At 50.0% G+C, this 23,359-nt stretch carries 21 protein-coding genes; 10 read left to right on the forward strand and 11 right to left on the reverse strand.

Features of this window, described 5'->3' with window-relative positions; all coding sequences use genetic code 11:
- Window positions 1-6 precede the first annotated feature (6 nt).
- From OEM52_01635 to OEM52_01650, 4 genes are all read left to right on the forward strand, one after another.
- Window positions 7-1,335: a 2-oxo acid dehydrogenase subunit E2 gene (locus OEM52_01635; protein ID MDK9698839.1), complete on the forward strand. Its 1,329-nt coding sequence runs from the start codon at window positions 7-9 to the stop codon at window positions 1,333-1,335.
- 58 nt (window positions 1,336-1,393) lie between these two features.
- Window positions 1,394-1,762 carry a VOC family protein gene (locus OEM52_01640; GenBank protein MDK9698840.1) on the forward strand — a complete coding sequence of 123 codons (369 nt, stop codon included), beginning with the start codon at window positions 1,394-1,396 and terminating at the stop codon, window positions 1,760-1,762.
- A gap of 271 nt (window positions 1,763-2,033) precedes the next feature.
- Complete coding sequence (locus OEM52_01645; protein MDK9698841.1) at window positions 2,034-2,483, forward strand: MarR family transcriptional regulator; 450 nt, start codon at window positions 2,034-2,036, stop codon at window positions 2,481-2,483.
- Window positions 2,484-2,539: 56 nt separating this feature from the next.
- Window positions 2,540-3,106, forward strand: coding sequence for an NAD(P)H-dependent oxidoreductase (locus OEM52_01650; protein MDK9698842.1), 567 nt, complete (start codon window positions 2,540-2,542; stop codon window positions 3,104-3,106).
- 83 nt (window positions 3,107-3,189) lie between these two features.
- On the opposite strand, the gene OEM52_01655 is transcribed toward OEM52_01650, so the two are convergent.
- On the reverse strand, window positions 3,190-5,340 hold the full coding sequence (locus OEM52_01655; protein ID MDK9698843.1) for a methyl-accepting chemotaxis protein: 2,151 nt from the start codon (window positions 5,338-5,340) through the stop codon (window positions 3,190-3,192).
- 484 nt (window positions 5,341-5,824) lie between these two features.
- On the opposite strand from OEM52_01655, the gene OEM52_01660 reads away from it, so the two are divergent.
- Complete coding sequence (locus OEM52_01660) at window positions 5,825-6,946, forward strand: hypothetical protein (GenBank protein ID MDK9698844.1); 1,122 nt, start codon at window positions 5,825-5,827, stop codon at window positions 6,944-6,946.
- Window positions 6,947-7,070: 124 nt separating this feature from the next.
- Complete coding sequence (locus OEM52_01665) at window positions 7,071-7,589, forward strand: dihydrofolate reductase family protein (protein ID MDK9698845.1); 519 nt, start codon at window positions 7,071-7,073, stop codon at window positions 7,587-7,589.
- A 46-nt stretch (window positions 7,590-7,635) separates the two neighbouring features.
- Here OEM52_01665 and OEM52_01670 read toward each other — a convergent pair whose 3' ends face one another.
- Window positions 7,636-8,430, reverse strand: coding sequence for a DUF92 domain-containing protein (locus OEM52_01670; GenBank protein MDK9698846.1), 795 nt, complete (start codon window positions 8,428-8,430; stop codon window positions 7,636-7,638).
- 216 nt (window positions 8,431-8,646) lie between these two features.
- Window positions 8,647-8,988: an STAS domain-containing protein gene (locus OEM52_01675; protein MDK9698847.1), complete on the reverse strand. Its 342-nt coding sequence runs from the start codon at window positions 8,986-8,988 to the stop codon at window positions 8,647-8,649.
- Window positions 8,989-9,139: 151 nt separating this feature from the next.
- On the opposite strand from OEM52_01675, the gene OEM52_01680 reads away from it, so the two are divergent.
- The 3 genes from OEM52_01680 to OEM52_01690 all read left to right on the forward strand — a co-directional run bounded on the left by OEM52_01680 (window position 9,140) and on the right by OEM52_01690 (window position 14,718).
- Window positions 9,140-11,611 (forward strand): M14 family zinc carboxypeptidase, encoded by a 2,472-nt coding sequence (locus OEM52_01680; protein MDK9698848.1) that lies wholly within the window; start codon window positions 9,140-9,142, stop codon window positions 11,609-11,611.
- Between the two features lie 111 nt (window positions 11,612-11,722).
- Window positions 11,723-14,149 carry a DUF2817 domain-containing protein gene (locus OEM52_01685; GenBank protein MDK9698849.1) on the forward strand — a complete coding sequence of 809 codons (2,427 nt, stop codon included), beginning with the start codon at window positions 11,723-11,725 and terminating at the stop codon, window positions 14,147-14,149.
- A 68-nt stretch (window positions 14,150-14,217) separates the two neighbouring features.
- Window positions 14,218-14,718 (forward strand): hypothetical protein, encoded by a 501-nt coding sequence (locus tag OEM52_01690; protein ID MDK9698850.1) that lies wholly within the window; start codon window positions 14,218-14,220, stop codon window positions 14,716-14,718.
- Window positions 14,719-14,820: 102 nt separating this feature from the next.
- Here the strand turns inward: OEM52_01690 and OEM52_01695 are convergent, their stop codons facing one another.
- From OEM52_01695 to OEM52_01705, 3 genes are all read right to left on the reverse strand, one after another.
- Window positions 14,821-16,281 (reverse strand): T9SS type A sorting domain-containing protein, encoded by a 1,461-nt coding sequence (locus tag OEM52_01695; protein MDK9698851.1) that lies wholly within the window; start codon window positions 16,279-16,281, stop codon window positions 14,821-14,823.
- 198 nt (window positions 16,282-16,479) lie between these two features.
- The gene (locus tag OEM52_01700) at window positions 16,480-16,941 is read right to left on the reverse strand and encodes a response regulator (protein ID MDK9698852.1); all 462 of its coding nucleotides are present in this window, start codon (window positions 16,939-16,941) and stop codon (window positions 16,480-16,482) included.
- A gap of 123 nt (window positions 16,942-17,064) precedes the next feature.
- Window positions 17,065-18,039, reverse strand: a complete 975-nt coding sequence (locus OEM52_01705; GenBank protein MDK9698853.1) for a PAS domain-containing protein — start codon at window positions 18,037-18,039, stop codon at window positions 17,065-17,067.
- A 206-nt stretch (window positions 18,040-18,245) separates the two neighbouring features.
- Here OEM52_01705 and OEM52_01710 point away from each other — a divergent pair, with 206 nt between their 5' ends.
- Window positions 18,246-19,736 (forward strand): hypothetical protein, encoded by a 1,491-nt coding sequence (locus OEM52_01710; GenBank protein MDK9698854.1) that lies wholly within the window; start codon window positions 18,246-18,248, stop codon window positions 19,734-19,736.
- 214 nt (window positions 19,737-19,950) lie between these two features.
- Here the strand turns inward: OEM52_01710 and OEM52_01715 are convergent, their stop codons facing one another.
- The 5 genes from OEM52_01715 to OEM52_01735 all read right to left on the reverse strand — a co-directional run.
- A complete protein-coding gene (locus OEM52_01715; protein MDK9698855.1) occupies window positions 19,951-20,664 on the reverse strand; it encodes an energy-coupling factor ABC transporter ATP-binding protein in 714 nt (237 codons plus the stop codon).
- Window positions 20,661-21,281 (reverse strand): energy-coupling factor transporter transmembrane protein EcfT, encoded by a 621-nt coding sequence (locus OEM52_01720; GenBank protein MDK9698856.1) that lies wholly within the window; start codon window positions 21,279-21,281, stop codon window positions 20,661-20,663. Before OEM52_01720 ends, OEM52_01715 begins: the two co-directional genes overlap by 4 nt.
- The gene (locus OEM52_01725) at window positions 21,278-22,228 is read right to left on the reverse strand and encodes an energy-coupling factor ABC transporter permease (GenBank protein MDK9698857.1); all 951 of its coding nucleotides are present in this window, start codon (window positions 22,226-22,228) and stop codon (window positions 21,278-21,280) included. Before OEM52_01725 ends, OEM52_01720 begins: the two co-directional genes overlap by 4 nt.
- A gap of 26 nt (window positions 22,229-22,254) precedes the next feature.
- Window positions 22,255-22,626, reverse strand: a complete 372-nt coding sequence (locus tag OEM52_01730; protein MDK9698858.1) for a cupin domain-containing protein — start codon at window positions 22,624-22,626, stop codon at window positions 22,255-22,257.
- Window positions 22,627-22,855: 229 nt separating this feature from the next.
- Window positions 22,856-23,359, reverse strand: a 504-nt coding sequence (locus tag OEM52_01735) for a peroxiredoxin (protein MDK9698859.1), incomplete at its 5' end; no start/stop codon positions are given.

A 23,359-nucleotide genomic window follows, 5' to 3' on the forward strand; every position in this document is an offset into this window, starting at 1 on the left:
GATAAAATGGCAACGAATTTAACGATGCCGCGGTTATCCGATACGATGACTACGGGAAAAATCCTCAATTGGAAAGTGAAGCCGGGCGATAAAATTGAACCGGGAAGCGTATTAGCTGAAATCGAATCCGATAAGGCGACGATGGAGTTTGAAGCATTCGAGGAAGGGGTAATTCTCGAAATCCGAGTGCCTGCCGGCGAATCGGCACCGGTTGGTGAAGTCCTCGCGGTTTTGGGCGAAGCCGGCGAAGTGGTTGCTCCGGTGACGGCAAAACAAGAAGAGAAGAAGCCGGAAGCAAAGAAAGAAACCAAAGCAGCAAAATCGGAACCGAAGGCGAAGAAAGAAGAACCGAAACCAGTTCCCGCGCCAGTTCCGACACCAACCCCAGCTGTCGTGCCAGCACCAGTGCAACCAGTCGCAGAAGCAACATCGAGTCGATTGGTGGCGTCACCGGTGGCGATGCGATTAGCGATGGAGATGGGGGTCGATTTACGCGCTGTAGCCGGTACCGGTCCCGATGGTCGGATCACCCGCGCCGATGTCGAAGCCGCCGTTGGCAAAGTTCCACCACCGCAGCGTCCCGTTGCTCCTGCGCCCGCACCGAAACTTGCCGTCGCGCCGTTGGCACCCGCTCCGATGAAGACGACTGCTCCGGCGATTACACATACTGGTACTGAACCGATGTCGCAAATGCGCACAGCAATTGCCCGCCGGATGAGCGATGGTTGGCAAGCGCCGATGTTTACGGTAACGGTGGAAGCGAAAATGGATCGTATCGTCGATCTGCGTTCGCAATGGAAGCATTTGGAAGGAAAGTCGCCGTCGATTAACGATTTTATCGTCGCGGCGTGCGCCCGAGCATTGCAAGTGTATCCGCAGGTGAATGCCAGCTTTGCCGGAGATGCGATAACCTACCACGAGCAACAGGATATCGCGATTGCCGTTGCATTGGACGATGGTTTGATAACGCCGGTGATTCGTAATGCTGGGAAGAAATCGCTCAAGGAAATTGCCGATACCGCTCGCGAGTTATCGGAAAAAGCAAAAGCGAAAAAATTGCAGCCGGAAGAATTCAGCGGTTCGACATTTACCGTTTCCAATTTAGGAATGTTCGATGTTGTTCATTTTACTGCGATAGTGAATCCCCCGGAAGCGGCGATATTAGCGGTGGGCAGTGTTAGGGAAATCCCTTGCGTAGTGGATGGTGAGCTCAGTATCGAACGACGCATGTTGATGACAATTAGCGGTGATCACCGCGTCATCGACGGTGCTACCGGAGCAAAATTCCTGAATGAAGTGAAACGTCTACTCGAAACACCACTCGCGTTGTTGTAGTGTTGGAGCGATTCGTAACGCCGCTTATATCCAACGTTTACGAACAGGGGGGAGAAAAATGACGAATACAATCGATTATACCGAATTCTGGTCGAATGATCCGGCGGTATTAGGAAAGTTTTTACAAGATGTTTTTGGTTGGTATGTCGACCCGCCGCATACGGAGTATATGCACTTCCGCTATCAAGAAGCGGAGAAACCGACCGCGGGCGGTATTCATAACGGCGGTGGGAAATTACCGGAACACGGTACCCGCACCCAAGTCTATATCAATGTCGCCAATCTGGACGAAACAATCGAAAAAGTGAATACACATGGCGGGAAAATCATCTATGGCCCCTATGACATTGGAGACGGCACCTTGATCATCAATTTCACCGCCCCCGAAGGCACCCCGATTGGGGCATGGAGCCATCCGGAAAAGTAAGAGTAAAACATTAGCGTCCGTTTGTAACGGAGAGGGACAGTAAAGTGCACTTGATCCTCATAGAGGATAATCAAACTCTGCCATTCCTCCATTTGGATATCCCAGCGACATACAAATGTAAAACTCACCTACCTGATTCATCGAATAGAACATCAAATGAAAATTGGGTTGATATACGGTGAAGCTCCAATCAATCCCCATTTTCATGATCTCCAACAATATTCGTTCGATATCGTATTAATAAATACATAACGATTGATATGGAGTGACGATGCCGACTCATTACCCCGGTACCCGGGAAGAAGTACTTGCGCTTAACACATTTATCAAATTTACCCGTGCTTATGAGGCGTTGCAGACCCGACTTTCGCATCGCGGCACCACCGGTGATTTGACGTTAAGTCAATTCGGCGTTCTTGAAATGCTGCTTCACTTGGGACCGCAATGTCAGCGCGCTATCAGCGATAAGCTGCTGACCAGTAGTGCCAACATCACCACTGTTATCGATAATCTCGAGAAGCGAAAGCTGGTGAAGCGGGTTCGCGATAAGTACGACCGGAGAAAGTTGTCGGTCGACCTGACTGCTAACGGCAGAAAGCACATTGCCAAGCTATTTCCGGAACACGTGCAATCGATCCTGCAGGAAATATCAGTCCTCACAGACAGTGAACAGGAACAGATGGCGCGGTTGTGTAAAAAGCTGGGAAATGGTGCTGCGTAAAAAAACGTCGCGAAAGTATCGGAACGGGAAATATTGCAACGATTGGGAGTGTTCAAATGACAACAGGAAAAACGATCAAAGTATTAGGAATTGCCGGCAGCCTCCGCACCGGCTCTTTAAATGCGGCATTGTTGCGCACCGCAGGCGAGTTACTGCCGGAATATGCCACGATGGAGACATACTCACTTGCAAACATTCCGCTCTACAACGGCGATATCGAAGCGAAGGGATTTCCGGAACCGGTAATCGATTTTCGGATGAAAATCGCGAACGCCGACGTACTGCTCATTGCCACGCCCGAGTATAACTACTCGGTACCGGGTGTCTTGAAAAATGCGATTGACTGGGCTTCACGTCCGCCATCGCAGCCGTTCAATGGAAAGCCAACCGGAATCATCGGCACTGGTGGAATGTTTGGTACGGTGCGTTCGCAAGCCCACTTGAAGCAAATCCTGATTGCCCTTAATGCGCAATTTTTCCATAAACCGGAAATACTCGTCACGAGTGGTATCAAGAAATTTGATGCGAATGGAACGTTGACCGATCAAGCTACGCGGGAGTTATTGCAGCAGTTTGTCAAAGGTTTGGTCGATTGGAGTCTGCTCTTCTCACACCCCAAATGATTCTTCTACCCAATCATCTCTGCAGTTACCTTGCAAGGAGTTTTCCTCAAGCTTAGTAACTGCAAAGATGTATGAGTATTCATTTAGAACTGGCTTAAGTCGTCATCGGATAGTGGAATAACATCTTCCGGTTTCACCATTCGCCCGCCGCCGTGAGAAATTGCCCGCGGTTGACGACGCTCGCCACCGCCGCTATTACTCATTAACTGATGCTTGGGGGCTTGATTGGTTGTCCGCTTTCGACTGGTGCGGTCAGACAAATCAAATGAGCCAACCAGTTGATTTACCTCATTCGCCTGGCTGTTCAATGTTTCGGTTGCACTGGCGGTTTCTTCCGTGTTTGCCGCATTTTGCTGAGTCACCGAATTTAATTGAGTGACTGCAGTGGTTACTTGCGAGACGCCGTTCGATTGTTCGTCAGAGGCGACTGAGATACTCTCGGCGATTTCGGTTACTTGCGCAATATCATTCAGAATTTCACTGAAATGTTTCGCAACAGCCGTTGTTATCTGAACGCCACTCTCGGCATTGCGACTCGACTCCTCGATTAACTCGGAAGTGTTTTTCGCTGCGGCGGCGCTTCGTTGTGCCAGATTACGAACTTCCTCGGCGACCACTGCAAATCCTTTACCGGCTTCACCAGCGCGGGCTGCTTCGACGGCAGCATTTAGCGCAAGCAGATTTGTTTGGAAAGCGATTTCATCGATGGTCTTAACGATTTTCGCGGTTTGATCGGCAGACCGTTTAATTTTGCCGATTTCTACCGTCATATCCTCAACCGCTTTGTTTCCGGTTTTCGCATTACTGAGGGTCTTACTCAGCATCAACTTGGCGTCTTTTGCACTGGAAGCATTTTGCTTTGTCATTGCCGACATTTCTTCCAGGGTAGCCGAAATTTCTTCGAGTGATGAAGCTTGTTCGGAAGCGCCTTGCGCCATCGATTGGCTGCTGTTACTGATTTGCGAGGCTGCAGAAACCACCTGCTCGGCAGTCATTGCAACCTGCTGCATCCCTTGGTCGAGATTGTCGATTGCCGTATTCAAGGCAATCTTGATTTTCTCATGGTCACCCCGGTAGTCTTGCGTCACCCGTGCTGTTAAATCACGGTTCGCTACCCGATCCAGTACGCGGGAAGCGTCATGAATGGGATTCAACACTTCATCAAGGGTTTTATTAACGCCGGACACAATCGCCCGGAAGCCACCCTGGAACTTTGCTTCGTTGCCACGGGTGGAAAGCCTGCCATCGACCGCTGCCGATGTTAGTAGTTCAGCTTCCGACACCAAACCCTGCAAATTCGCTACAGTAGCATTTAATGCCGGGGCAATCTCATCCTGACTATCGGCGGGAGGAATCTTGACGTTTAAATCGCCTTGACTGATTTTCTTCAATCCATCCACCATACTTGCGAGACGGTCGGTAAAAGAGTCCATCGCTTTCGCGAGCATCCCTACTTCATCGGTACGCATCATGTTCAGCCGCGTCTGAAGATGTCCCTTTTCCATTTCCTTCATCATCTCTAAACCGCGGGACAACGGGTTGGTAATGCTTCGAGTCAATACAAGCCCGAAGGAGACACCGAAAATCGCGCCGAGGATGATGACAATCCAAAGGTTTCGTGCGCCAGACTTTGCTCTGATATCGGCATTCGCGTCCGCCTCCACAGCCGCTTTTGAATTGAGAATGCGAACTTCCTTGAGTTTTGCCAGCGCTTCATCGCGTACGGCACGGGACTTTTGTCCATGATCCCACGTATCGGCTTCCAACGCTGCGATTTGCTTTTCGACGTCTTTTTTACCGGATTCTACGAGGCGATCCTTATCATGGTTTAACTGAATAAATTCAGCATTACTGCGCCGCCATTCCTCAACCAATGGAACGACCTGATCCCAGACTTGCTTCTCCTCCGGGGTTTGCGGTATGGGTTCATAGACTGCCTTTGCTGCATCATAGTGCTCCCACGCCTCTTTCATTTTTCCATATTGCGATTTACGATCATCACCAACCATTCGTCTCAACAACAGAGCTCGCTCAAACAGAGAAACTTCAACCAGCGCTACCTGCATTTGCAGTGTTGCTTGCACACTCGGTAGGTTAATTTGAGCGATGTCGTCTTGGGCTTTCATCGTCGTCTTTTGCACCGACTGGGCATAAAAACCAACGAAGACGGTAATAAGCGTTGCCAATAGGAAAGCGCCGACCAATTTGTTACCGAGCTTGATGTTATCCAACATGGTTCCTCCTGATCAATGGGTTTGATGAGTTCTTTGCGAACAGGCGAATACGGGTGTGGCGAGGGTTGTGCATCAATGTCAATGTCAATGCGCAGTTCGACCAACTCGCAAGAAAAGCGATAAGGAAATTATTGCATTGGCAAAATCGTTGTTTTAGAGAAAACTCTTCCCCACATGCAATTGGTTGCACGTAACAATCCAGAATCGAAACCGCACTTTAAAAGGGAGTTTTACCTACTGAGAACAACGCATCGTTTTGCTTTACGAATGGATATGTACTTACGAAAAACTAAAAGTACCACAAAGTATTCAATTATATTTATTTATAGGAGGTGCTTCGCAAGGTAAGTGATGTCAGGATAAAAATCAACACAGGAGAGGTGATTTTAGAAAATAATCGTGGAGCATCATTCAAGTAGTGAACTTGCAGAATCCCAGAGAAATAGGATATACTTAAGAATATTACTTTTAAGCGGGTTGTTACATGGCACACAGTTATACCCCCGGGTTACGGGTTGCAGAACAGACGAAGATCGAAAAGTACCGGCAACTCCCCACGGAACCGGACAAAACAAACGTTTTGGTGAAGAAAGGCGAAAAAGTTTCGGCGGAGAAGATTGTCCTTCGCAGCGAGATGCCGGGGAATGTACAACCGGTTAATGTTGCTAATTTGTTGCAAGTACCTCCGCAGGATGTCCCCGGATTGCTGAAGAAATCCGAAGGCGCTGCCGTACAAAAGGACGAAATAATTGCTGAATCAAAAGGACTCTTTGGTCTATTCCGTTCGGTAGTAAAATCACCGATTACCGGATTCATTGAATCGGTTTCAGCGGTTACCGGACAGATGATGTTGCGGGAGCCGCCGGTACCCATCGAGTTAGCTGCCTATGTCGATGGTTTGGTCACCGAAGTGACGCCCGATCGTGAAGTAACGATTGAGACTCACGGAGTGTTCATCCAGGGGATTTTCGGAATCGGTGGCGAAGCTGTCGGAAATCTGCGTATGATTGCGAAAGATCCGACCGATGTTACCGAAGTCAAAGACATTCCATCCGATGCGAAAGGGCAAGTCTTGGTCGGCGGTGCCTATGCATCGTTGGCTACGGTACGGAAAGCGATTGAAGTGGGTGCCGCTGGTCTTGTCATTGGTGGATTCTCGAATAGCGATTTGAAAGAACTGCTTGGCTATGAGCAGGGTGTAGCGATTACCGGGACCGAGCAAATCGGCATCACCTTGATTCTCACCGAAGGGTTCGGTAACATCGCCATGGCAGATCCTACCTTCAAACTTTTTACCAAATACAATGGCAGGAAAGCTTCGATCAATGGTGCGACGCAAATTCGCGCCGGTGTTATTCGACCGGAAGTTGTGATTCCCCATAGTGAGAAAGCGGTAGAATCCATTCACACTGTAAAGGGATTGGAAATCGGCGATGTCATTCGGGTGATCCGCGAACCGTACTTTGGTCAAATTGGGAAGGTTGTTAGTCTTCCGCCCGAACTACAAGTACTCGAATCCGAAGCGAAGGTGCGAGTCATGGTCGTCGAACTTAAAGGGAAACATGCGACCGTTCCCCGCGCCAATGTCGAAGTCATCGAATCGTAAGCTGGATTGGGTGATAGTTGATAGGTAATGGGCAGGGGTTACTCCTTGCCCATTTCTCTGTGGCTGTTCGACAACAGTGAGTTAACAAATTGGAAACATGGCTATCGAAATTGGAAGGTAAGCGATGAAGAAAGCAATTGTGTTTATAGCAACGAGTTTAGATGGCTACATTGCCCGTGAAGATGGTAGTTTCGAGTGGTTGTTTACCGATCAGGATTACGGCTACACGCCGTTTAGCACCGGGATTGATACGGTGGTGATGGGCAGGAAAACATTCGATGTCACGATGAGTTTTCCGGAGTATCCCCATGCCGGTCAACAGGTGTATGTCTTTTCCCGCACTCGAACCGAAGCGCCAAGGGATGACATCGTTATCGTGAATCGCGATCCCGGTGAATTTCTCCGGGAACTCAAACAACAGGAAGGAACCGGTAACATCTGGATAGTCGGCGGCGGCGAACTCTTACGCGATCTTCTCACAGCGGGCGAGATCGATGAATTTCAGATTGCGGTTCATCCGGTACTGTTAGGCGGCGGGATTTCACTGATTGCCCCGAAAGCGAAAACCAGTTGGCTCAATTTGAAAGCCTGTCAACCGTATGAAACGGGACTCGTGATGCTAAAGTACGAGGTTATTAAGTAGGGGTTCGATTCATCGAATCCGCCGGACGCAATGAATTGCGCCTCTACTACAGGTTCCACCACACCACAATTGCACCCAGAACCGCCGTTACGATGAGATTTACGCCGGCATTCGATACCGGAAGTCCGTGGATTACGGTTCCTTTGGCGTTGCAGTGGCGAGAAAATTCACTTTCAAAACCACATTTCTCGCAACGGTACGTTGCTTGCACGAATGCGCCGAGTAGTGAATCGAGGAGATTGCCCGCGAAAGCGATCATCGCAAGATTCGCATCGGTATCGCGGGGAAGGATACCCAACTTTGTCGCGAGAAACGGAATGGTAAAAGCGGCAAGTGCGCCAATCGCCAGCCCGAATAGCATCATGCCGCCGCTTTGACCCGGTTCCAGTTGCTTTCCGAAGAGCAGTTTGCGAGGCGTTCCGCCATAGCGGCTGCCGAGTTCCGCCGAGAGCGTATCGGAGAACGAAGCCGCCAGAACAACCACGATACCGGACACAAACGCTCGTTGCCACATCGCATCCTGCCACCACTGCAATTGCATCGCCACCGCCAACAGTTCCGCCACGCCAACGGTCGGGAACACTTGAAAACCACCACGGAGGCCATGTTGATCCGCTTTCGGTGAATCAGTTTTCGGGAGTTTGGCAAAGAGCGCGCCGAATCCGACAAACAGTAGCAGCAAGAGAAACAGCGGCAGCCCGCCGGAATAGAGGATTGCGACGGCAACTGCGAATCCCACCAGTGCGCCGCCGATGGTGATTGCTTTGACTCCATAGGCGAGTAATGCCAGGATAGCAGCCAATCCGGTGGATAACAAGAGATTCGCTTGAAACCATTCCAAGATGTTTTTCCGCTTTGACTCTAATGGTAGCCGCAGGCTTTAGCCTGCGATTATTAAAATTTGGTAACACGCGCGAGCTAAAGCCCGCGGCTTCGGTGTAGTATCACCTGAAAACATTTAGTGCTAAGCCATTAGCACGCGTGTCACTTACTTGTTCCAATGCGCGGGCTAAAGCCCGCGGCTACCCACGTGGACAGACAAGAGTATCTAACCTACTTAGACGACTGCTTGCAACGCTTCTTCCAACGATGTGCGAATAGTAAAGACTGACGATAGATGGCTTATATCGAGCAATTCCTGAATGTCGCTTGGGATTCGGGCAAGCACCAGCTTTGCATCGGCTGAACGGACGGAAGTTAATACCGCGGCGAGCGCGCCGATGCCGGTTGAATTCATCCAAGTTACATGCAACAAATCGAGTACGATGGATTTGCCGCCATTCATGAGTTCGCCGCGAATGAGTTCGGCGAGCTGTTGCGCCTCGTTGCTGCTCATCCATTTGCCGGCGAGGGCAACTACCATGACATCGCCTTGCTTGGAAGTTGTGATCATATCCATGATGAAATCTCCGTGATGTTTGATCGAAATTGTATTAGACCGAGTAAAATAGATTGCAAGTGCATCTTCTCCAATCGTACTTTGCTATAATACGTAAATCTTCTTCCCATCGAATACTCACATTCAATTCATCCCGTTTTCGGAGGATGCTATGAAGTTCGTTCTTGCAGTTCCGAAGTTTCGCTTCTTGTACGTGTTTTACGTTATTGTTTTCTATAGTCTTACCTTTGCTGGTGGGGTCGGTTCCACAATGGAAGGCGCGAAGCTATTCCGCTTTCCTGCCGAACACAAGGCGATTCAACGCTTGGAGTGCGACCATCCCGGCGTCATCGTCGATGAACTTACCCGGTACAATGAGGCGTATGTCTGGGCTACTCCACAGGGAGTTGCTTCGCTCACGAGTGCCGGGCATCCGGTGGAGCCGGTAATCGATGAAACCGATTGGTGGACCCAATACCCCACCTATCGACAGGTGACCGATTCCCTCGTGGCATTGGCTGCGCGGCATCCGACCGTTGCGAAAATCGATACGATTGGCTATTCCTTCAACCGCCACCCGTTGGTTGCGATTACCATCAGCAATCAAATCACTGCACCCGATGTCGGCAATAAGCCGGGTATCATGTTGATCGGCGCGATCCACGGGAACGAAAAACCAGGCACGGTACTGCTAATGAATTTTGCCGAATGGCTGCTCGATTCGGTGAATGTCGATGGGCGGATGGTGTGGCTGCGGCAGTATTGCCGGTTCCAGATACTCCCGATTTTCAATCCGGACGGTTACTTGACCAACAACCGGATGAATGGACATAGTGTCGACTTGAATCGGAATTATCCCGATAAAACTTCCAACGATTCCAACGATGTGACAACCGGCAGGGAACCGGAAACCCAGGCGATGATGAATTGGACGCGACAAACGAAGCCGATGCTTGCTATTGATTTTCACGATGGCATAACCGCAGCGGTCTATCCGAATTTCGCCGATATCGATGTCGGTGCAAATGCGTCTTTCCCGCCGCAACCGGATCGAAAATGGTACACTGCCGCTGCCGATAGCTACGCGGTCTATAACCCGCCAATGTGGAATAGCAACACGCCGCCGTTAGTGAATGGTACCGTGAATGCGGTGCAGCTCTACCAAGCGCACAACTCGTTGCCCGACTACCATTATTACTACCATTGGTGCCGCCACATCACCGTCGAGTTGGCGAATGAACATACCCCTGCACCGGAATGGTTGCCAACAATGTGGGAAACCAACAAGAATTCGATACTGGCGTTTAGTTCATTGATTCAACAAGGAGTCGAACTCACATTAGTCGGATTGGTACCCTCCGATTCGGCGATTGCCGATTTAAATTGGGGCTATCCGAGGTATGTTAAGAACGGCACGCTGAATAGCTGGCGCTTCTTACTACCACCGGGTGAGTATTATCCCCGTATCTTCGATTCGCATACTCACTCGACCTATCGGCAGGATGGTCCGATCTCGCAATATTATCCATCGACAGTATTAGTTAGCCCAAACTTTCTTCGCCCAATTAGTGGAAACTTGTTTCCGTCGTATAGAAATTGGGAAACTACTTTTCCTATCGGACCTTCGTATCGATTAGATAGTCTTCGGGTAGCACTAGATTCACTGTCGCTTTCGCCGTTAGACGATTACCCACTAATTTGGCATGGGGTAACCCTCGGTACGTATGCTACCCTATCACTGAGACCAGTACCTGATGCGATGCCACTTTTACTCGAACGAAGGTGGTTGCTTTGGGATCATCGTCCCGATGGTGTTTATCTCCCTGTAAAGTTTATGCGTGACAATTTCAACCCACCATTGCGGAGGGACAATCGATTGCACATAGATACGAGTATCGCATATACTTCCGATGGTACTTATGGAACGGGTACCGCGTTGCAATTCACAGCAAACGGGAGGCAGGGTGGCGGTTTAACAGATTCGCCAACTGGGAACTATGAGAATAATGTAAATAGTGAGTTTACATTTGGTCGTTTCATACTTAATGAAGTAAGATGGGACTCTGCCCATTCCCCAACATTATCATTTACCTATCGGGGAAATATGGAAACCTGGGCAGATTACTGGGCGATTTCCTATAGTATAGATGATATTGCATACCTCCCATTAGATACTCTTACTGGTGTGGTTCCTGCTTGGCGATTGTACCAGAAAGATATTCCTTTGATTGATATACCATTGCTTTCCACATCGCTGTACTTAAAGATTACCGTTCATACTGATGAAAGTGATGCACGGGATGGTTATACCATGGATGATTTAGCGGTAACTCACTGGGGTTATGAATGGGTTGATGCCCCTGAAGAAATTGTCACCATTCCTCAACGGTTCTCACTATCGACTGCGCCGAATCCATTTAATGCGATTTCGAATATTACAGTAACGTTGCCGCGTGACGGTATCGCCAGCGTTGTAGTGTATGATGTTACGGGACGGATGGTCGAGACGTTGCAGCAAGGGCGTATGGCGGCAGGTTCACACACTATGCGATGGAATGCCCAAGCCTATTCGTCCGGAGTATATTTCATCCGGGCGTCTTCCCTGAACGAAGTCCGAACCACGAAAGTCGTGCTATTGAAATAAATCGTAGGGGTCGAACCCCATTCGCTTTTTGCAAACAACACAACGGGCGGCTGCCAGCCGCCCCTACCATCACCAATCGGGCGTGCGCGGCACGCCTCTACAGAGGCTCCGATGAACCGCTTTGTGAATCTTCTAACAATTACGTTGCTGCTTGCGCTATCCGCCATGGCGAATGTGAATGGGCAGGACATGACCGGTGCGAAACGCTACCGTTTCACTGCCGACCATAAATTCATTCGTGCGCTGGAGTTAAATCATCCCGGCGTTATCATCGACGAAAAAACGCGCTACGGACGTGCAGTCGTTTGGGCAACATCGGAAGGGGCGGCTTCGCTTGCCGCTGCCGGGTTTGCTCTCGAGCTATTTCCCGACGATGAATCGATGGTCGATTGGTGGAATGCGTATCCGACCGCGCAACAAGTCACCGATTCGCTCAATGCGCTCGCATTGCGCCATCCCGAGCAAACCCGGATTGATACCATCGGCTACTCGGTACAAAATCGCCCGTTAGTTACAATCACCATCGGCAACAATATCAATAGCGCCGGCTTCGACAATCGCCCGGGGATCATGCTCAGCAGTACGCTCCATGGCAATGAGAAACCGGGAGTACCGTTGCTCCTGAATTTTGCCGAATGGCTACTCGATTCGACTGCCGCCGATGCCCGCTTAACCCGACTACTCAATGAATGCCGGGTGCTGTTGATGCCGCTGTCGAATCCCGACGGCTATACGTTGAACCAACGGGCGAATGCGAATGGAGTCGATCTGAATCGCAACTACCCCTGCAAAACCTCCGCCGATTCGCTCGATTCCCCGGCAGGACGACAGCCGGAAACGCAGGCGATTATGGCATGGGTAGCGCATACCCAACCGCTGCTCGCAGCAAATTACCATACCGGTACCATCGTTGTGAATTGGCCCTTCGATACCGATTTCGACGCTGGCGCGAATGCTTCGTACCCCCTGCAACCGGATCGGATGTGGTATCAAGCCGCTGCCGATAGCTACGCCGTCCACAATACCCCGATGTGGAATAATAACGAATCGCCGTTTACTCACGGTACGGTCAATGGCGTGTTGTGGTATCAAGCGATTGGCGGATTGCAGGATTATCAATACCGTTACCACAATATTCGCAGTGTGACGGTTGAATTGCATGATACCTATACCCCGGCGGCGAGCTGGCTCCCGACGATGTGGGAGACCAATAAATACTCAATCCTTGCGTATTGTTCGACAATCTGGCAAGGAGTCGATGTAACGATTCAAAATCCGGAACGCATCACCAATCGGACTGTCGCCCAGACATCGGCATGGGGACCGTTTTATAAGAAGTTGGGTGATACGCCGACCTATCGCTTTCTACTCCCTTATGGTTTTTGGCCAACTCGGGTCTATTCTCCGTTACGGCATTCGACCGGATATGCGAATCAAACGATTGAAACTCCCACGTTGCAAAATGTAAACTACACTCTGATGGTGCACACCCGTTTTCAAAACGATTCGGCAAATGTGTTGTCCTTGATGTTTGCCAATGGTGGAAGTATCTCCAGCGATTCGGTGCGATTCTCGCCCTACGAAGATTTACCGGGTAGATGGTTTTCCTCAACGATGCAACCCGATAGTTTTTTCTTCGCAGAATACCGATTAAACAACGATTCGATTGGGTTACTATACGAACGCGATTGGTTGGCGTTCGATTCGCCGAATGGCGTATTTGTTCCGGTACGGGCGTTACGCAGTGAAGTCTCCATTCGCCAAACCAACGCCATCTGGATGTATGAACCGATTACGCCCGAGCTGCCCGGTACGGGGACGGCTTTGCAGTATACAAACTCCGGCTATCGATTGGGTGGATTGACCGATTCGCCGACCGGAAATTATGCAAATAGTTTGCAACAAGATTTTGTATTCAATCCCACTACAATCATGAATACTACCCCTAATCGAGCTTTACTCACCGAAGATGTTGCCCGCATTTCGTTTCTGTATCGCGGGAATATGGAAGCGTGGTTCGATTATTGGGTAGTTTCCTGCCGGATTGGGGAACAACCGTTTATCGTACTGGATACTCTTACTGGAATTGTCAGCAATTGGCAACTTTGGACAAAAGAAGTATTTCTCACGAATCAATTGCCAACCGATCTTCAAGTGAAGATTACCGTCCACACCGATAACTCCGTTACCCGTGATGGTTTCACAATGGATGAGTTATCGATTACAACTACAGCTTTAGTAAGTATCGACGCTCCCGAGTATCCCTCTACACTACCAAACCAATTCCAACTTACTTGCGCGCCGAATCCGTTTAATCCGACGACCCGGGTATCGCTTTCGCTTCCCCGCGATGCAATGACGAAAGTCGCGCTCTACGATGTGATGGGACGCGAAGTACAATTGCTGCTCAATGAACGTAAAATCGCCGGAACGCACACCATGACACTAAATGCAACGGCACTATCCAGTGGTGTATATTTCCTGCGCGCCCAGCAAAACCGCGAAGTGAGAACGCTGAAAGTCGCGTTGGTGAAATGAACATAGTTCACTTTGTGGCTGGGAACATCGTAACACTAAGTACTATACCAAGGAAAGAGGATTTTGTGATGTTACAAACGAAACGATTTTTTTTCACCATCGGCATTGTGCTGCTGCTGGGTGCCGCCGCATTTGGTCAAACCGAGCAGAAGCGCAACAAATTAGGGATCGGATTTCAAGCGACTGCACCATCGGTGGGAATGAGTTTGAAGTATGATGTAACGGAGATGTTGAATGCCCAAGCTGCATTTGCTGTATTCGGTGACTTGACGACCTACTCGATTCGTTGTAACATCGAACGGAAACGCCCCTATCATAACGCGATGTTGTATCTCGCTTATGGCGGCTTCGATTACGATAATAATTCCGATATTAATGCTCGTGGCGCGGGTGCCGGATTTGGATTAGAATGGTTCCTGCGGAAATTACCGGAATTGGGTTTTGGTGTCGATATCGGATTTGTCCGCTACTTCCACTCCGGTACGAAGTGGGATGGCTATTATACTGTTAGACAAGACGACTACACCACAATGACTGGCGGCGCCGGTATTCATTACTACATGAAGTAGAATTTCCGTAACTCTTTGTTATGAGAAAAACCGAAGCAACCGCTTCGGTTTTTTCATGTAAGAATTAGTAGAATTGTGAGTGGGCTTCTGCGAGATTTCAACTCAACGAACTAACAACAGCTTTCCCGCGAAAAGCTTTGGTGCATTCTGGTTGGAAATCTCTGCCCGATAGAGATACACCCCGCTTGCCAATTCTGGGGCAGCGCGCCACGGAAAACGATGATTCCCCGCCCCGATGGCCCCGCGATACAGTTGGGCAACTTCATTCCCTTGTACGTCGAAGATTGCCAATCGGAGATTGCTTGCCTCCGGTATCGCTAAGGATAAATTCGCTGTGGAATTAAAGGGATTGGGTGCCACCGCTATCGCATACTCGGATGGCAAAATCGTTGACGAAGTAATCACTGAATTAGTCACAATGGAAAAGTCACTATCCGACTCGTCAGTCAGAAACTCATACATATCGGACACAATCCGGATTCTGGCGTGCGTCGTATTCACCCGGTCGATAAACCATGGACTGATGCCATCGTGTTGAATATTCTCTAAAATGGGAATCCAAGTCCCATTGGGATAATCAAGGTTGATACTAACGGTGATGGTGCCCGGGAAACCGCCGCCATACCAGCGCAAAGTGTCGGTGGTTCCTCCGTCATATACTTCTCCGCCATTGGGTGTTAACAATCGTAATTCTGGTACAGCCACTGAGTAAACGCTAAAGGAACGAAAATCGCTCACATATAACGTATTGTTAACTTTCGTAATGCCAACCGGATATGAATTGTAATACCAACCGATTAACTGCGGATCGATGGGGTTCGCAATGTTCAGCATGTACAATCCCGAGCCAGCATTTCCGACAAACAGCGTATCGCCAGACAACACGACATCATGGGTGATCCCGCCGCGACCATCGATCCAAGTGGCGGCGACGAATGGTGCTGTTGGATTCACAATATTCACAATTTTTAATCCACTTTGGTAATTTGCGACGTAGGCATAATCACCTCGAACGACACACCTTCTTGTTAGCCCCGGAAGAGCACAAACACCGACCTCTGTCGGTTGGAGTGGATTCGAAATATCAACTATGCGAAAACCGGCATACCAACAACTAAGGTAAGCATAGTTACCTTGTACGGCGATACCCTCCGCACGATCCGGCATTTGCAGAGTTTGCAGTATTGATGGTGAGGTTACATTGGCAATGTTTGCTATCACCAAACCGGCATTGCGGTCGCTAATGAATGCTGTTTGTCCAACAACCTCCATTTGCGTCGGATGTCCACCGGTAGTAAAGGTGGTAGTTAATAACGGTGCAGTGGGAACGCTCATATTGTAAATTTTTACATCGGTGCCGGGCGAAAATATGTAGAAATAGTTTTGTAGGCGGTAAATTGGAAATCCTTGTTCCATCTGTAAAAATCCGACATTCTGCGGGTTGATCGGATTGGAGATATCCCAAATCTTGATACCGATGGTGTATATGCCTTCGAAGAGGTAATTATCATACAATGTGGTCGCCCACACCTGACCGGATGGCTGCGATTCGCGAAACCGCAAAGATAAATTGAGCGAATCCTGTGCGAAGCAGGGGGTTGCAAAAGTTGCGGTTAGTAAGAAAAAGAAAAGCCTGTAGAATCGTAGGCGCGATTGCGTTGCGTTGTTACAGCTGGGTGGATAATGAGTCATGATTTGACCCTCGAATTGTCGACTATTGCCATGATACGTATACGCTGTATCAAGCGCAAGTATATACAATCAATTCTGTTTTTTTTCCCAATTCGGAACGGATTGAATTGCCGCCATCGTTTGTCGTAAGTCTTGTGTTCGCTGCTTTTGCGTTATCCATTTGATGTGCCAACGGCCATGTTGGAGGAGTTCCCGTTTTACGACCAGACCGTCGACTCCGAGGAGTCCTAATGTAAAACGTGAGAGTAGAAATACTGACTGATAATCAAAACCAGTTGAAACTAGAACAATTGCGCCTTGGTACCCCAACCGCCTCAACTTTGGTACCATGAAAAGTCCCGCGCCGGGATGTTCCATAGTGATATCGGAAAATACCGCAGTGTACTTGGCTGGATTCGCTTGAATCGTATCTACTCCGGATTTTGCATTCCAGACATGATCAACTAAATAGCCGGCGTGTTCGAGCACCGCCCGTACCCATTCAGCGTACTTCGCATTATCGTCGACGATGAGTATTCGTTGTTCAGGCATTGAGGTATCTTATAAAAACCGAATGCAACATATAGATTGTAGGTGCGGTATGCAAGATGTCAAAACAAGAAATGAGCGAGGCTTACACCTCGCTCATTGCGAATCGATTACCGGGAAATTCGGTTACTTCACTTCCATGGAAGAAAGCGTTCGGGACTGTCCTTCCAAGGAACGTAACGGTGCGATATCCTGATTCATTTCGACACAGCCGAGATAATTGCCTTCGCCATCGCGTACTGCATAGTAGCTGATGTGCAGAAACATTTCTTTCTGTTCACCAAAGGGAATCCAGAATGCCGCCGAATCGCGGGTACCAGCTTTCATTTCCGTCAGGATTTGCTCCACCAGATGCACCGATTTCGGCGGGTGGCATTGTTGCACGGTTCTGCCAACGACGGACAGTGTGCGGGGGAATATCTTTGGATCGTAGACTTTATTGAAATAACGCACGACATCGTCGGCATCGATGAAGGTGAGTTCAACCGGGATTGCGTCGAGCATTGCGCGAATCGTATTGGTATTGAGCGATTTCAATAAATCGACCCGCCCACCGGTAGTGTTTTCCACTGCCTCCAGCAAGTTATCCCACCGTTCGATGTAACCGACTCCTTGATAAGGCATCTGCTGTGCGACTTCCGCAAATTGTTCCATCAACTTGGTGTCGTCATCCTCATCGAGTACCCGTCGTCCCATCGGATAGAGAATATCATTCTCTTTCCAAATATGGTCTTTGGTGAGGGCGATGTATGCTGCCAATTCTTCCCGATACTTTGGCGTGATCTCGATTGTCTTCTCTTTGATGGCAAACGTGTCACGGGAAAGCTTGAGGAGATACTCTTTTTCCATTTTATGTTCGGACAACATCACCGCAATTGGCCCGCCATTCATCGGGATGCCGCGCTGCCCCAGCAGCGGGAAGAGTGCCAATTCTTCCTTTTGGTTGTGATATCGGTCGCCGTAATCGAATAGAAACTCAAGCAATGCGCCTACGGTCGCGGCATCGAATTTGTCGGCGTTGTTTAGCTGCCGTTCAATCATCACCAGCGCCCGTTCAATCCGGGCGTGATCGTTCATTAGGTGGTCAACCCACTGTACCATGCCAATCTCCTTTTCGTCGGTATATGCTGTATATAACAAAATACGTTGGTATCCCTTGAAAAAACTTTGACGAATGTCAATCGCGAGATTTCTGGTTAAATTCGTAGGCATGAATAGGGAAATGTTAAACGATGTGCGGTTGCATTTGTCTATGGAGTAGTCATAACGTAAGTTATTGCACATTATTCGGAGATGGCGGCAGGTTTATGCGAATCGTTTTCTTGATGGCGTTAGTGGTTCTTCTGCTGGCGGGATGTGACCCGAACCGGCAGGAGTATGGGCTCTCGCCGATTATTTATATCTCGCCGAGTGCGCAGGAACGGCTTGCCCGGACGGTGCTCGACCGGGTTACCGAGTTGCAATGGATGGTGGAAGACGATTTGCAGCGCGGATTCGCCTTGTCGCCGCCACGGGACCCTCGCTATGAAATGACCGATAGCAGTTTTTATCTCCGGCGATTCGCGGGTGATACCCTCTACGAACGGGTAAAATTCATTCCCGACATTTGGGCGGCAAGCGGTCAAACACTCGATTCGGTGAAATACCGGTGGGAACAAGTCACCACCGATACCATTAACAATACCAACTACCGATACGCGATTAACGCCAAGCGAATCGCCGAAGGGGCGTTGCCACGACTGACCGGCGATTCTTACTTCCGATTTATCGCATACGCTATCGCGGGCGATGGTTACCGCTATAATTACTCCTATGCCTTAAATGGCGCTTTCAACTTCCCCGGGGGCACACCTCCGATTGGCGGCGCAACGGTGCGCTGGAGCGGCAATGGCATCACTTGGGAAGGCGACGGCATCCCCTCGAATTGGGCGTTAGCCGGTACTTCGCAAGCAGCAAGTAATGGCAACTGGACGATTTCGTTTACGTTGGAAGGAGAAGCTTTTCTCCGTGCTACCATCGACTCCACCGGCACGGGAACCTTCCAAATCGGTTGGGATGCGTTTCGACAGGTCTTCCCCTTCACCGCGTCGAACACCCGTAATATGCGCGCATTTCTGCCATCGACAATTCTTTCGGCTACCGCACAGGAGCGACTCGCTCGAACGCTATTGGGGCGGGGAACTGAAGTCACCAATTTAGTACGCGCTTTACAGCGGGGGTATGCCATACCCCATCCCTATCAAGACAGTGCAAATTATCCGATGACCGATAGTCTCTTCTATGCCCGGTTGGATGGCGATACGTCGGAATGCGTGCGGTTCGTCCCCAATGTTTGGCGAACCGGCGGTATTGCCGATTCCGTACTGTACCGCTGGTCGGTGTTGCAGGGGGATACTGCGGCTAATGGCGTATTTGCCTACCGGATTAACGCTCGACGATTAGCACCCGATTCGCTCGCCCGGTTAACCGGATTCGCCGGATTTGATTATCGCTATTGGTTGAACGGGTACGATTTTTCTTATAACCTCGCGTCTACGTTCGATGAACCGGGCGGCGCGCCGCCGCCGTGGAGTGGCGCCGATTACCAATGGTCGGGTAATGTGGTTACATGGGAAGAGGAAGATGTTCCGGTGGTGTGGGAAATGACGGGTCGCTCACAACGCGACGCCAATGCCCGCTGGACGACATCATTCTCGCTGATGGGGGATGAATTGATTCGCGCGAATACCGATACGACTGGTAATGGTAGCTTCTGGCTCGCTGCCGATGATTTTATCCAGCAGTACATCATTCCGTAGTATTCCGTGTAGTGCTTTTCATCGGAGTAGGGGCGTGCCGCGCACGCCCTCTTTTCTTTGATTAAAGCATAGAACATCGATGCTTCTGCTACCGATTTGTAGGTACAAAGCTCACGTTTTGTGCAACGAGATGCGCTACAAAAGTAGACATTTGTCGCTACGAAACGTAGAACTCGACAATTTGGACAAACATTGAAATTGTTGGTGGGGTTAATTACAACAAGCAGTTTTCTGCCAACATCATTGTATTATGCAGAATGTCATTCGTTTCACCAATCGCAACCAATTTTCCCCGATAGAGGATAATCACTCTCGTACAGAGCTTCGCAATAAAGTCGAGGTCGTGGGATGCGATGAGTTGGGTGGTCGGAAGATTTTGCAGAATTGTCAGAAGTTCTTTGCGTCCCCGGGGGTCGAGATCACTGGTCGGTTCATCTAAGAGCAGAATTTTTGCCTGACAAGCGAGCAAGCCCGCCAAACAAACCCGCCGTTTTTCCCCTCGGCTCAAGCGATGCGGTGCTCGCGCTTCATAGCCGGAGACCCCAGCCAATTGCAACGCATCGGTTACCCGCTGTTTAATCTCCGATGTGGAAAGTCCCAATTGCGAGGGCCCGAATCCTACATCTTCTTCGACTGTCGAACAAAACAATTGATCGTCGGGATCCTGAAACAACAACCCCACTTGTTCCCGAATCGAAAACAAGTTCTGTTCGCTAATCGGAGTATTGAATATGCGAATCGGAGACAGCGTCGCGATTCGTTCGGGAAGCAGTCCGTTGAGATGTAAAAGCAACGTCGATTTCCCAGCGCCATTCGCTCCGATCAATCCAACCTTTTCCCCGTCGGCAATCTGAAATGTGAGATTCTCTAATGCGATTTTTCCATCGGGGTAACGATAGGAAAGACTGTTTACATCAATAGCGTTCACAATTGCCACCCCCGTGCGATCATCGCTTGATACACTCGCTCCGCCCGCAACGATGAGCGGAGAAAGAGTTGCGCAATCACGGTGGCGAGCGATTGCCAGCGTTGCCGGCGACGCTTAGTAAACGTACGACTCGCGCGGGCATCGTTCATCCGGCGCGATTCTTCGATGAGGAGAAAGAGATAGCGGTATGTCAGGGCAAGAATCGTCGTTAGTATTTTCGGCAGCCGGAGTTGTCGCATCGCCTGTAATAAACCGGCAAACGGCGTCGTCGACGTTAACAGCAGCATCGTCGCAGCGCTCAGCGTACTCTTCGTAAGCAACAAGATAAAGCGGTGCAAGCCGTCCGGCTGCACCAACGCTAAGGTCGAGAGACTCACCGCAAATAATTCCAACCCGAGCAATCGCGTACAAAATTTCCACACCGCGATGCGGCTTATCAATAGAATCGTGATGAGAAGCGCCGCATAAAATAGCAATCCAATCGAATGGAAAGCGGCGGGGAGGAAGGCTACGCTAATCGTTCCGAGGATGGCGGCAAGCAGTTTAACTACTGGAGCGATACGGTGAACCGGCGAAGCGTGCCATTCGTAAAATTCGAGCGCTGGCTGCCGACTCACAAACGATCCGGTGCGCGGGCGGCAAGACTGCGCGCGAGGAGGAACGCCACTGCAAACGTCGCAAGCAATCCGATTACTCCGGCGAGTATGGTTGCGGCTATCGGTGAAGTAAGTCCGGGAATTGCATAATCGGGAAGCGGCGACGCCACGAGAGGCGTTTCATGGGCAAGCTGCTCGAATCCAAGGAGACCGGCGACCCGTTCGAGTCCGTCGGGAGATGCAGAAGCGAGCGGTGCGAGAAACACCGCCAAGCCTAACGATACCGCGATACCGTATCCGACGAACGACCACTCCGCAGCGCTATGCGTTGTTTCCTTCGATGCAGCGAACAGCTCCGGGCGCGTTTTCGATAAGGAGTAGACGACCAACGTCGTGATGACACATTCTCCGACGCCGATTAGGATGTGTATCGTCGTCATTGCGGGAAAGACGAGTCCTGCCGGCGCCGAGCCGGAGAAAGCAAGTTGTCCTGAACAGAAAAACGCTCCGGCGACCGTCGAACACCACGCCGCGAGTCCGGTTGCGAGTAATCGATTGCGCAGTGATTCACCGGTGATTTTTTGGACGAGCGAATACATAAAGTAACCGACATATACCGCGACAATTCCCATGTTGAGTATGTTTGCTCCGAGCGCCGTGACCCCGCCATCGGCAAAGAGAAAACATTGCAGCAACAATACCGCAGTCATTACCAATACCGCGCCGTGTACGCCGAACAGCACCGCCGCCAGCGCTGCGCCGATCAAGTGTCCCGACGTGCCGCCCATCACTGGGAAGTTGAGCATCTGAGCGGCAAAGATGAAAGCCGCGGCGAGACCTATCATCGGTACTTGACGCGCTGATAATGTTTTCCGCAACCGAACCAGTGAGTAGGAGACGCCGGCGAGCGCGATTGCTGCCGTTGCCAAGGAAGTTTTCGGATCGAGAAAACCATCGGGGATATGCATCAGTTCATTCCTATTTCAAACTTCGGCTATTCTTCCACTTTCGTAACGATGTACTGATACTGTAAATCACTCGATCCGATATTCTCGAGCGAATGCTTGGTATGCGGAGGTATGTAAATGACCTGCCCGGCGACTACCGTTTGCGTGGAATCGCCGTGGTGTAGTTTTGCCGTGCCGGCAAGCAAAACAATAAGCTCTTCATACCCGTCGGTCGAATGTTCTTCGCATGCCTTCCCCGGTTGAATCCGCATGAATCCCGAACGCAGTTTATGGCTGAGTGGCGGTTTTATCACCGATTGGTAGGAAACTGCGGGATCGGTGGGCAGTGTGATTACTTTTACGGCAATGTGATCAGGATCGGACGCCGATTGTTCTGTGGTTTGTGAAGGGTGTGCCATACTCGTTCCCAAGAAAATTGTAAGAAGACTGAAAAAGCTATACCAGTGGAATCTTTGACGGGAAGTTCTCATCGGGTATCCTATGTATCGAAGAGGTTCTGCGAGATAATCGTGCTACGAATTATATAAAGATAACACAAATTTGGCGGCGGGAAAAGGGGAAAGAAAACGGGCGGACTCTTTTAGTCCGCCCGCATTCATTCGTTGTGAAGTATCACAATTCAATCGGTTATTGGCCTTCTTTTAACGCGCCGCCGTCGCCGTAGACCTTGCCGACCATGTGTGCGCCGGGGGTTAACGTCGGGTCGCCATCATCCTTCCACTTGGATGGGCACGCCTTTTCCGGGTGCTTGGCGATTAACAGCGACATCTTGAAACGGCGCATCAGTTCGTCAATGTTCCGTCCCATCGGATCGTCATGGATTTCGACTACGTTAATTCGGCCTTCCGGCGTTACAATGAAGGTACCGCGACGGGAATAACCTTGACCATCGACATAGACGCCAAACAACCGGGCGATGTCGCCAGTACGGTCGCCACCCATCGGGTACTTGACATTCTTCAGACCGGCTTCATGGCGCTGCCATGCGAGGTGGACGAATTTACTGTCGGTGCTGACGGCGAGGACTTCCGCGCCCATCGACTTCAAACGGTCGTACTGTTCGCCCAAAGCGGTTAACTCGGTCGAGCAGACAAATGTGAAGTCACCCGGATAAAAGAATACGATTAACCA

It is taken from the genome of bacterium (genome assembly GCA_030247525.1).
Lineage (GTDB): Bacteria > Electryoneota > JAOADG01 > JAOADG01 > JAOADG01 > JAOTSC01.

What these genes read in the sequence shown, in the direction of transcription:
- OEM52_01640 (MDK9698840.1), top strand. Translation starts at nt 1,394, where the DNA reads ATGACGAATACAATCGATTATACCGAATTCTGGTCGAATGATCCGGCG.
- OEM52_01690 (MDK9698850.1), top strand. Translation starts at nt 14,218, where the DNA reads ATGTTACAAACGAAACGATTTTTTTTCACCATCGGCATTGTGCTGCTG.
- OEM52_01645 (MDK9698841.1), top strand. Translation starts at nt 2,034, where the DNA reads ATGCCGACTCATTACCCCGGTACCCGGGAAGAAGTACTTGCGCTTAAC.
- OEM52_01680 (MDK9698848.1), top strand. Translation starts at nt 9,140, where the DNA reads ATGAAGTTCGTTCTTGCAGTTCCGAAGTTTCGCTTCTTGTACGTGTTT.
- OEM52_01655 (MDK9698843.1), bottom strand. Translation starts at nt 5,340, where the DNA reads ATGTTGGATAACATCAAGCTCGGTAACAAATTGGTCGGCGCTTTCCTA.
- OEM52_01660 (MDK9698844.1), top strand. Translation starts at nt 5,825, where the DNA reads ATGGCACACAGTTATACCCCCGGGTTACGGGTTGCAGAACAGACGAAG.
- OEM52_01665 (MDK9698845.1), top strand. Translation starts at nt 7,071, where the DNA reads ATGAAGAAAGCAATTGTGTTTATAGCAACGAGTTTAGATGGCTACATT.
- OEM52_01725 (MDK9698857.1), bottom strand. Translation starts at nt 22,228, where the DNA reads ATGCATATCCCCGATGGTTTTCTCGATCCGAAAACTTCCTTGGCAACG.
- OEM52_01705 (MDK9698853.1), bottom strand. Translation starts at nt 18,039, where the DNA reads ATGGTACAGTGGGTTGACCACCTAATGAACGATCACGCCCGGATTGAA.
- OEM52_01635 (MDK9698839.1), top strand. Translation starts at nt 7, where the DNA reads ATGGCAACGAATTTAACGATGCCGCGGTTATCCGATACGATGACTACG.
- OEM52_01685 (MDK9698849.1), top strand. Translation starts at nt 11,723, where the DNA reads ATGAACCGCTTTGTGAATCTTCTAACAATTACGTTGCTGCTTGCGCTA.
- OEM52_01650 (MDK9698842.1), top strand. Translation starts at nt 2,540, where the DNA reads ATGACAACAGGAAAAACGATCAAAGTATTAGGAATTGCCGGCAGCCTC.
- OEM52_01675 (MDK9698847.1), bottom strand. Translation starts at nt 8,988, where the DNA reads ATGGATATGATCACAACTTCCAAGCAAGGCGATGTCATGGTAGTTGCC.
- OEM52_01730 (MDK9698858.1), bottom strand. Translation starts at nt 22,626, where the DNA reads ATGGCACACCCTTCACAAACCACAGAACAATCGGCGTCCGATCCTGAT.
- OEM52_01710 (MDK9698854.1), top strand. Translation starts at nt 18,246, where the DNA reads ATGCGAATCGTTTTCTTGATGGCGTTAGTGGTTCTTCTGCTGGCGGGA.
- OEM52_01700 (MDK9698852.1), bottom strand. Translation starts at nt 16,941, where the DNA reads ATGCCTGAACAACGAATACTCATCGTCGACGATAATGCGAAGTACGCT.